This is a genomic window from Mucilaginibacter sp. P4_G9 (assembly GCF_056400985.1).
Genome location: NZ_JBFUKF010000186.1, coordinates 1 through 10288 on the forward strand (window position 1 = coordinate 1; position 10288 = coordinate 10288).

Sequence of the window (10288 nt, forward strand, 5' to 3'; positions counted from 1 at the left end):
TACCAAACCAACGGTATAACGCTGTTGTATAATATTAAATGCTTCTTTATTTGCCTGGTAAGTTTGGGCTGAAGACAGATACGATTTTTCGGCAGATTTTACATCCAATACTGCCTGGTAAATAATTTTACTCAGGTTATTGCGGGCCAGTTGTGATGTTAGCTTTGCGYTTTCATATTGTATTTTGGCTTTACGTACCGATGTGCGGGCGCTAAAACGGTTAAATATCGGAATCTGTAAGCTTACCCCTATTGATTGGTTAAAGTTGTCGCTTAGTTGCTTAAAGAACGGATACTTGTTATATACAGCTGTAAAATTCGGCAATGTTGCCGGCTGGCTACGGTTGCCGTTAACAAAGCCGACTGTATCTACCCGTCCTGTAGGCGTAACACCGCCAAATAAAGTACGGGCATCAGAATAGTTTGAACCCAATTGCCCAAACAAAACAACGCTTGGATAATAATTACCTTGTGCTATTTTTATACCTTGCTGTGTCGCTTTTTCCCTTTGCTCGGCTAATAACACATCCGGGTTAACAGCCATTGCGGTTTTTAACACTTCCTCGGCGTTATACAATGTTTTTATATCTGTCAGTTTGCTGATATCTGGCTTCTCAACGGTAATATCTGTTTGTGGGGCCATTTCCATGTATTGCTTTAGCGTAAGCAAGGAAAGCGCCAGCGCATTTTCGGCATTAGTATAATTCAGCTCTGCTGTTGAGCCTGCCGCTTTTGCCTGCGCCAGATCGGCCAGTGTTTGGTTGCCAACATCAAAGTTTTTTTGAGCTCTATCCAAAGTTATTTTTGAGATATCAATTTGCTGCTGTGCAGCTTTTACCAAATCCTGATTGGTTAATACCTGCAGATAGGTGGTCACTACATTAAGTACCAGGTCGTTCCTAACCTTAGCAGTCGCTGTTTTATCTGCATCAAGTAATAACTTATTTTGAATTACGGTATTGCGTAATTGCCCGCCCTGGAACAAAGTTGCCTGGCTTTGAATTGTACCGTTTAACGCAAAAATACGTTGATTAATGAATTGGTTGGTCGAAGGGTCGATATTACGACCAAAGTTAAACGAAGCCTGCGGACCTGCAGTTAAGTTTGGCAGCTGGTTATATTTTGATTGCTTTAAATCTTCAACGGCCAATGCTTCGGTAAATTGAGATTGCTTGATGGTAAGGTTACGCTCCAAAGCCAGATCGACCGCTTTTTGCAATGTAATCACTTCCTGCCCATTAGCCGTAAAGCTAAGTGCCGAAAACAGGAAGGTACAAATAACAGTTGCTTTAAATGATAATAGTAATTTTGGTTTCATAAGGTTTTTCTATACAATGGTAAGCAACTGTTGACTACATTGCAATGTTGATTTCTATATATCGGAAAATTTAACATTTAATTTTGAATTTGACATGTACCTGGTTAAAACTCCCTGGCTACTAAAAAAGCTATATCCCGAACTAATTTGGAACGTAAACCAAAGCAACCGTTGTATTTATCTCACTTTTGACGATGGACCTATACCTATTGTTACACCCTTTGTATTAAATATTTTAAAACAATATAAGGCCAAAGCCACATTTTTTTGCATTGGCGATAATGTAAGTAAACATCCCGATATTTTTAAGCAAGTAGTTAACGATGGGCATGCCGTAGGCAACCATACCTATAACCACCTAAAGGGATGGAAAACTGATAACAAAACTTACGTTGATAATTTTTTACTTGCTGATAACATATTAGATACTGATCTTTTTCGCCCGCCTTATGGCCGCATCAAAAAACAACAGGTTAAGGATCTTAAAATTGTCCGCCCTAATATTAAAATCATCATGTGGAATGTGCTTAGCGGCGATTTCGACATCAACCTAAAACCCGAAGCCTGCCTTAAAAATGTATTGAAACACACCAGGGCCGGATCGATGGTGGTATTTCACGACAGTTTAAAAGCTTTTGAAAGACTGGAATATGTTTTGCCAAGGGCCATGGAGGAGTGGAGTAAAGAAGGGTATGAATTTAAGTTGATTGGTCTGCGTTGATTGGACGAATTCATCAAAAAGAAAAAACCAATGAACTTATTGACTGAAAAGCAACCTTTACCAACTCAGTCAACCCAATCAAACTTAACATCTTTATTTAGAACAACTCCAAATAACATTTACATAGTTGACTGACAGGTTTTAGTTGTAATTTTTGTAAATTCGCCGCACTACGCTTCTATTAAGGGGTTTAGTGTCAATTTCTTTTACTTTTCACCTAAAAATCAAATACAAATGGCTTTTGATTTAGATATGATCAAAAAAGTTTACGATCGCTACAGCAGCCGCGTGGATGCTGCCCGTACAGCGACTGGTAAACATTTAACTTTAACCGAAAAAATACTATACGCCCACCTTTCTGAAGGCGATGCCCAACAGGCATTTGGCCGCGGTGTTGACTATGTTGATTTTGCACCAGACCGTGTAGCCATGCAGGATGCTACAGCGCAAATGGCTTTATTGCAGTTTATGCAGGCAGGCCGCCCGCAGGTTGCGGTACCCTCTACGGTACATTGCGATCACCTTATACAAGCAAAAGTTGGCGCCGTTGCCGATTTAAATACAGCTATTGATATTAACCGCGAGGTTTATGATTTCCTGGCTTCGGTATCTGATAAATACGGTATTGGTTTCTGGAAAGCAGGAGCCGGTATCATTCACCAGGTTGTTCTTGAAAATTATGCGTTCCCGGGTGGTATGATGATAGGCACCGATTCACATACACCAAACGCGGGTGGTTTAGGTATGATAGCCATTGGTGTTGGCGGTGCCGATGCCTGCGACGTTATGGCCGGCCTACCATGGGAGCTTAAATTCCCTAAATTGATCGGTGTTAAATTAACCGGTAAATTATCTGGCTGGACATCAGCTAAAGACGTTATTTTGAAAGTAGCAGGTATCCTTACTGTAAAAGGTGGTACCGGTGCTATTGTTGAATATTTTGGTGAGGGTGCACGTTCACTTTCGGCAACAGGTAAAGGTACCATCTGTAACATGGGTGCCGAAATTGGTGCAACCACTTCGGTATTTGGTTATGATGATAAAATAGCGGCCTACCTTAAAGGCACTAAACGCGCCGATATTGCCGAGCTTGCCGACGCGGTTGCAGAACATTTAACAGGCGACAAGGAAGTTTACGCTAACCCTGAGCAATATTTCGATCAGGTTATCGAAATCAACCTGTCYGAATTAGAACCACATATTAATGGTCCTTTCACACCAGATCTGGCATGGCCTATTTCTAAATTCGCAACGGCCGTTAAAGAAAATAACTGGCCTGCAAAATTAGAAGTTGGTTTGATTGGGTCTTGTACCAACTCTTCATACGAAGATATCACCCGTTCTGCATCTATTGCAAAACAGGCTATCGATAAACACCTTACAACAAAGGCCGAATTTACTATCACTCCGGGATCAGAATTGGTACGCTACACAGTTGACCGTGACGGCTACCTTGATACCTTTGCTCAAATGGGCGGTGTAGTATTGGCCAACGCTTGCGGACCTTGTATTGGTCAGTGGGCCCGTCATACAGACGACCCTACCCGCAAAAACTCTATCATCACATCGTTTAACCGTAACTTCGCTAAACGCCAGGATGGTAACCCCAACACACATGCGTTTGTGGCATCGCCAGAAATTGTAACAGCTTTGGCTATTGCAGGTGATTTAACTTTTAACCCGCTTACTGATACTTTAACCAATTTAAATGGCGAGCAGGTAAAACTTGACGAACCATTAGGTATTGAGATGCCGGTTAAAGGCTATGCTGTTGAAGATGCCGGTTACCAGGCGCCTGCCGAAGATGGCAGCCAGGTACAGGTTTTGGTTGATCCAAAATCATCACGTTTGCAATTATTGGAGCCGTTTACCGCATGGGAAGGTTCCGATATTAAAGGCCTAAAATTGTTGATCAAAGCTAAAGGCAAATGTACTACCGACCATATTTCGATKGCTGGTCCGTGGTTAAAGTTCCGTGGTCACCTGGACAACATATCAAACAATATGCTGATTGGTGCTATCAACTACTTTAACAATACAGCCGATAGCGTTAAAAATGAGCTGACCGGCGAATACGGACCTGTACCCGCCACCCAACGCGATTACAAAGCGAATGGCATTGGTTCAATAGTAGTAGGCGACGAAAACTATGGCGAAGGCTCATCACGTGAGCACGCGGCAATGGAGCCCCGTCACTTAGGTGTACGCGCCATACTGGTAAAATCATTTGCCCGTATCCACGAAACCAACCTTAAAAAACAAGGTATGCTAGGTATCACCTTTGCTGATAATAATGATTACGATAAGATCCAGGAAGATGACAGCATTGATATCATCGGCTTAACAGCATTTGCCCCGGGCAAACAGTTAACCGTGATATTAAACCATAAAGATGGCTCTGTTGATTCATTCCCGGTTAACCATACTTACAATGCTCAGCAAATTGAGTGGTTTAAGGCTGGTGGTGCGTTGAACATCATTAGGAGACAAATGGTATCTTAATTTCGGATATCGGATTTTCGATTTCGGATTTTTATAATTTTTGAGCCTCCCTTTTGGGGAGGCTTTTTTATTGATTCCTGGAATTTTTCCGTGCTATTACGTAATGAGGTTAAGGATTTCCCTTCCGGGGAGTTATAGGGTTTTCACCACCCTCTTCAACACCAACAAATTCTGCCCATTCAAGCTAAAGCCAGAGATGTTATTCTGGTAAAGGTTCACCAACTTATCATAATACAATACCACCACCGGCGATTGCTCCATTACCAGATTATCCATTTGCTGATACAGCGCGTAACGGGCCGAATCATTTTTTACCTGGTAGGTTTGTTCAAACAAGGCATCAAATTTTTTATTGTTAAAACCGGTATAGTTGGGGCCAAACGGAATCTTATTTTTTGAGTAGAAAACCGACAGGTAATTTTCACCATCAGGATAATCTGCTATCCATTGGCCGTAAAAAAAATTGATGCCATTTTTTGATACCAACTCACGCAAACTGGCCCCTTGCGTAATTTCAACACTGGTTTTAATACCTATCCTATCCAACTGGCCTTGTACATATTCAATGAGGCTACGGTAACCTACTGTAGTGGCCAGCGAAATTTCGGGCAGGTTTTTCCCATCGGGAAAACCGGCTTCTGCCAGCAGTCTTCGCGCTTTTTCCGGGTCATATGAATAGCCTTTAACACATTTACCATCAAAGCCGGGCATCCCTTGCGGTATAAAGCCCGAATACCCTGGCGTTCCCATGCTGTTGCGCAGGTACTTGATCATCTTTTGCCTGTCGATAGCATAGTTTATAGCCTGTCTTACCTTTAATATCTTTAACGGCGATTTTTTTACGATGGCCAGGTTACTATCCACCAATATCCCAAGGTACATGGTGTTTAGATAGGGAGCGGTATTGAGTATAAATTTGCCTTTATATTTCTGCGTAACCTTGCCTGATTTGGTAAGAATATCATCGCGGTAACTGCCATCAATATCATTTAAAAAATCGAGCTTCTTTTTTATGAACTCCAAAAACGAGGTTTGTTTATCGGCAATAAAGGTTGTCCTTACAGCATCGAGGTAAGGCAGATGTTTCCCTTTATTATCAACCTCCCAATATTTATCATTTTTAAGGAGTACCAACACCTCGCCTTCTTTCCAATACTTAAACCTGAACGGCCCTGTCCCAACAGGATGGCTCCTGAAATCTTTACCATAAAACTCTACCACCTCCTTTGGCACCACAGAGCAATACTGCGCCGTAAGCATGCTCAAAAAAGGTGCAAAGGGTTGTTTCATCTTAATCCGGAAAGTGCTATCATCGGGTGCAAAAAATGCAGCTTTACCCTCTACTTTATCGCTAAAGATCCATGAGCCGGATGAAGCCACTTTAGGATCAATCAAACGACCGAAACTGTATACAAAATCGGAGGCAACAGCTTTACGGCCAACCCCATTTACAAAATGCGGATCATCATGAAAATAAACATCATTACGCAGGTGGAAAGTATATAGCAATCCGTCGGCAGATACCTCCCAGCTTTTAGCTATGCATGGGGTAACTTTTAAACTATCGTTAACCTGCACCAATCCGTTAAAAACCTGGTTATCCATCCAGATGGTATACCGGTTACGGCAAAAGGCTGGATCGAGCGAGGTAAGACCCTCCTCCATGTTGATATTGAAAACTGTTTTATGCGACCCCGGCGATTTTGTATGACATGCCGAAAGCAGAACCATCGGCACCAAAAGCAACAATACGACCAGTTTATTCATCACAAGCTAATATATCAATTTTGGTTTGACACGTTAGCTAACCGCTGATTTATTACTTAGGGATGAAGGTTTTCAATTTGTGAATTACTGATTTTGTGCATTAGCAATTCGTCATTTAATAATTAAAGCAGCAAAACAGGGCAGTTATTTTGTACTCTTATGAGCATCTGTTCGCATACCTTTCATGCACCTTTCCATATTCTTTTGGTGACCAAACCTGCACCTTTGCAGCATCAAACTCAACCCATCCCAACAAAAGCAAAAAGCCTCCCAAAACGGAAGGCTTTTAATATGGATAAAACTATCAAAATTGAATCAGACGATCAAAAAATCTCCCAATCCTGTTAATCCTTAAATCGTGTTACACCTCTGCTAAATGTTCGCCTGTTACGGTTTCTTTAATTTTAGCTTCCAATTCTTCCATCAGTTCGGGGTTATCCAGTATTAGTTGTTTAACCGCATCACGGCCCTGGCCCAGGCGGGTTTCGCCATAGCTGAACCATGAACCTGCTTTTTTAATGATGTTGTACTCAACACCCAGGTCGATGATCTCGCCGGCTTTGGAGATGCCTTCACCAAACATGATATCAAACTCAGCAATACGGAATGGTGGCGCAACTTTGTTTTTAACAATCTTCACCTTAACGCGGTTACCGGATACCTCATCAGTATCCTTGATCTGCGAAATCCTGCGTACATCCAAACGTACCGAAGCGTAAAACTTCAAAGCGTTACCACCGGTGGTAGTTTCGGGATTACCAAACATTACACCTATTTTATCGCGTAACTGGTTGATAAAAATACAGCAGCACCCGGTTTTGCTGATGGTTCCGGTTAACTTACGCAAAGCCTGAGACATTAAACGCGCGTGCAAACCCATTTTTGAGTCGCCCATTTCACCTTCAATCTCAGCTTTAGGAACTAACGCGGCAACAGAGTCGATAACCAAAATATCAATAGCTCCCGAGCGGATCAGATTATCTGCGATTTCCAGCGCCTGCTCACCGTTATCTGGTTGAGAGATCAGCAGGTTCTCTACATCAACTCCTAATTTTTTGGCATAAAAACGGTCAAAAGCGTGCTCTGCATCAATAAATGCCGCAATGCCGCCTTTCTTTTGTGATTCTGCAATGGCATGGATTGCCAATGTAGTTTTACCGGATGATTCCGGTCCGTATATTTCAATAACCCTTCCTTTAGGTAAGCCGCCAACACCCAGGGCGATGTCAAGCCCTAAGGAGCCGGTTGATATTACTTCTGTAGGCTCAATAACGGAATCGCCCAATTTCATGATGGTACCTTTTCCGTATGATTTTTCCAGCTTATCCAACGTAAGCTGCAGCGCCTTTAATTTATCCGAATTGTTTTTATCTATGTTAGCCATCTTCAAATTTTCTTCAACAAATATAAATGTTTTATTTACAAATACTAATTTTTTTAGTATTTATTTTTTGATTGGTGAATGATTAGATCAGGTTTATTAAGTGAGTAGTTACGTTTATCAAATATACAAAACTAACCATGCACTTAATCAGCTATTCCCCTGATTAACCTCGCTCCACACTCCGCTTCTTCAACTCTTTGCTAATTGTATTTAAAGCCTTTTTCTTCTTCGCTTCCTTAGCTTTTTTGATCCTGGCCGCCTCGGCACGTAATAATGCGGCTTCGGTATTATTGCGTTCATAATACCTGCAAAACCAGGTTAACGGGCAAATCTCGCATTTAGGGCTTCGGGCTACGCAGATATACCTGCCATGCAGTATCAGCCAGTGATGGGCAACTCCTATATATTCCTTTGGAATGTGTTGTATCAATTGTTTCTCTACCGCCAAAGGCGTAGTTGCGTTATTAGTTAAACCTATTCGGTTGGCTACCCTAAATACGTGCGTATCAACAGCCATTGCCGGCTCTTCAAATACAACCGAAGCTATAACGTTAGCGGTTTTACGGCCAACACCCGGCATTTTTTGCAGGTTGTCAATCCCCGATGGCACCTCGCTGTGAAATACATCAACCAGCATTTTGCCCATGCCCACTAAATGCTTCGCCTTGTTGTTAGGATAACTTACACTTCGGATATAGTTAAAAACCTCCTCGGGGGTAGATGCCGCCAAATCCTCGGGTGTAGGGAAACGCTCAAACAGCGCGGGCGTTACCTGGTTAATCCGCTTATCGGTACACTGCGCCGATAGAATGACGGCCACCAGTAGCTGGAATGGGTTATTATAATGCAGCTCGGTAACCGGGTTAGGCTGCCGCTCAGAAAAATATTCAACAAAATGGCGATAACGTTCGGCTTTCAGCATGGTAGTTCATTGGTTCATTAGTTCATTGGTGGCTGCATAGTTCGTTAACCCGGTTGTTTATTAGTTTTGCGGCATATCCAATACATTGCAATTATGCTCAATAAATCGCAATTGGCAAAACCGTTAAAATATCAGCCATAAAATTTATCGAACTATTCACCAATGAACCACTGAACCGGTGAACAAGCGCAGCGGCAATGAACTAATAAAATAGAAAGGYTCATAAATCACTTATTGGCTTTTGGTTATTTCGATTCGCATCGGGTAACCTTAATCAACAATTGTGATCTATGAACCAGTGAGGTTGGCAATACTTAACGTAAGCTCTTGGAGTAATCCAGAATCTGGTGTATGGTTTGCAGTTTGGGTTTCTTTGTTAAAAGGTCCAAATCAGCACGAATAGAATTATAAAAAATCATATCGTCTGCATCCAGATATTCTTGTGCATTCTCGTTCATCTGTGCTTGGTTAGCAGTTGCATTTAATGTTCTTGTAAAGGTTTCATCCATAAGCTTTTTTTACTATAAATTTTATACGATTTATAACGATGCCATAAAGATAATATTTTGTTAAATGAAAATTAAATGAAATTTTTTTATTTTGGCATTTGGGGTTTATCTATTAACTATTTGATTTTCAGTATAATAAAGCCATTTATACAGAAAATCCGGTTAACTGATAATTAATCAATAACCGGATTTCAGATAAAAAAATTAATCCTGTAACTTAATAGTTAATTTTTGAGGCTCATTTCCTTGCCCTGCATCATCTTCCGCAGGTTATTAAGTGCATAGCGCATACGGCCGAGAGCGGTGTTTATGCTCACATCGGTTATATCGGCTATTTCCTTAAAACTCATATCACCAAAGTGGCGCATAATCAATACCTCTTTTTGCTCGGAAGGTAAAAGCTGTATCAGCGATTTAAGGTCTTTATAGGTTTGTGCCCGCACCATCTTATCCTCGGTACTTTCATCGTAATTACCCAGCACCTCAAAAATATCAAAGTCGTCGCCATTGCTTACCATTGGGGCACGTTTTTCGCGTCGAAAGTGGTCAATAACCAAATTATGCGCAATACGCGTTACCCAGGGTAAAAACTTACCTTCTTCGTTATACTTTCCGGCTTTAAGGGTATTTATTACTTTAATAAAAGCATCCTGAAAAATATCTTCGGCAAGGTATTCGTCTTTTACCAGCAGATAAATAGAGGTGTATATTTTTGATTGATATCGCCTTATCAATTCTACCAGTCCTGCCTCATCGCCGGCAATGTATTGATGGATTAGATCCTGATCACTCTTCAATTGAAAATCCATAGAACGTACTACTTAAACTTAATTTTAGTTAAAAATCTTTTAAAAGTAAAGTATCTTCTATAGTCTGCTCTTTAGGGGTTAAGAAATTGTTACCTCAAATAAAACAATTTCTATCTTAAAAAACAAATTATATTTTTTTATTTACTTCTGTCTATCAGGTTGATTGGGGTAATTAAGCCCCTTTCTATTGAAAATTTCGGGCTTTAGCGTTAGACAGTGTTCAGCTAAAAAGGTTTAATCTAAAACAAGATATTTCTTACAACTTCTGCATTTAAATGGCTGGAAACAGGGTTTAATGATGCTCGTATAATTGGAACGATCTTTTTTAATTGACCAAAGGGATATTATATTAAACCC

Annotated in this window: 8 protein-coding genes; 2 read left to right on the plus strand and 6 right to left on the minus strand. The window is 41.0% G+C overall.

Features of this window, described 5'->3' with window-relative positions; genetic code table 11:
* The coding region (locus AC1DPZ_RS15980) for a TolC family protein (protein ID WP_477405124.1) at positions 1 to 1317 on the minus strand (1317 nt) is incomplete at its 3' end.
* Between the two features lie 94 nt (positions 1318 to 1411).
* Here AC1DPZ_RS15980 and AC1DPZ_RS15985 point away from each other — a divergent pair.
* Complete coding sequence (locus tag AC1DPZ_RS15985; protein WP_477405126.1) at positions 1412 to 2038, plus strand: polysaccharide deacetylase family protein; 627 nt, start codon at positions 1412 to 1414, stop codon at positions 2036 to 2038.
* Positions 2039 to 2272: 234 nt separating this feature from the next.
* On the plus strand, positions 2273 to 4540 hold the full coding sequence (locus tag AC1DPZ_RS15990; protein ID WP_477405128.1) for an aconitate hydratase: 2268 nt from the start codon (positions 2273 to 2275) through the stop codon (positions 4538 to 4540).
* Between the two features lie 132 nt (positions 4541 to 4672).
* On the opposite strand, the gene AC1DPZ_RS15995 is transcribed toward AC1DPZ_RS15990, so the two are convergent.
* From AC1DPZ_RS15995 to AC1DPZ_RS16015, 5 genes are all read right to left on the minus strand, one after another.
* On the minus strand, positions 4673 to 6307 hold the full coding sequence (locus AC1DPZ_RS15995) for an ABC transporter substrate-binding protein (protein ID WP_477405130.1): 1635 nt from the start codon (positions 6305 to 6307) through the stop codon (positions 4673 to 4675).
* A 361-nt stretch (positions 6308 to 6668) separates the two neighbouring features.
* Complete coding sequence (gene recA / locus AC1DPZ_RS16000; protein WP_295720980.1) at positions 6669 to 7691, minus strand: recombinase RecA; 1023 nt, start codon at positions 7689 to 7691, stop codon at positions 6669 to 6671.
* A gap of 163 nt (positions 7692 to 7854) precedes the next feature.
* A complete protein-coding gene (gene nth / locus AC1DPZ_RS16005) occupies positions 7855 to 8613 on the minus strand; it encodes an endonuclease III (protein WP_477405132.1) in 759 nt (252 codons plus the stop codon).
* Between the two features lie 314 nt (positions 8614 to 8927).
* The gene (locus AC1DPZ_RS16010) at positions 8928 to 9122 is read right to left on the minus strand and encodes a hypothetical protein (RefSeq protein ID WP_477405134.1); all 195 of its coding nucleotides are present in this window, start codon (positions 9120 to 9122) and stop codon (positions 8928 to 8930) included.
* A 224-nt stretch (positions 9123 to 9346) separates the two neighbouring features.
* A complete protein-coding gene (locus AC1DPZ_RS16015) occupies positions 9347 to 9931 on the minus strand; it encodes an RNA polymerase sigma factor (protein WP_477405136.1) in 585 nt (194 codons plus the stop codon).
* Positions 9932 to 10288 lie beyond the last annotated feature (357 nt).

What these genes read in the sequence shown, in the direction of transcription:
- AC1DPZ_RS15985 (WP_477405126.1), top strand. Translation starts at nt 1,412, where the DNA reads ATGTACCTGGTTAAAACTCCCTGGCTACTAAAAAAGCTATATCCCGAA.
- AC1DPZ_RS15995 (WP_477405130.1), bottom strand. Translation starts at nt 6,307, where the DNA reads ATGAATAAACTGGTCGTATTGTTGCTTTTGGTGCCGATGGTTCTGCTT.
- recA (WP_295720980.1), bottom strand. Translation starts at nt 7,691, where the DNA reads ATGGCTAACATAGATAAAAACAATTCGGATAAATTAAAGGCGCTGCAG.
- nth (WP_477405132.1), bottom strand. Translation starts at nt 8,613, where the DNA reads ATGCTGAAAGCCGAACGTTATCGCCATTTTGTTGAATATTTTTCTGAG.
- AC1DPZ_RS16010 (WP_477405134.1), bottom strand. Translation starts at nt 9,122, where the DNA reads ATGGATGAAACCTTTACAAGAACATTAAATGCAACTGCTAACCAAGCA.
- AC1DPZ_RS16015 (WP_477405136.1), bottom strand. Translation starts at nt 9,931, where the DNA reads ATGGATTTTCAATTGAAGAGTGATCAGGATCTAATCCATCAATACATT.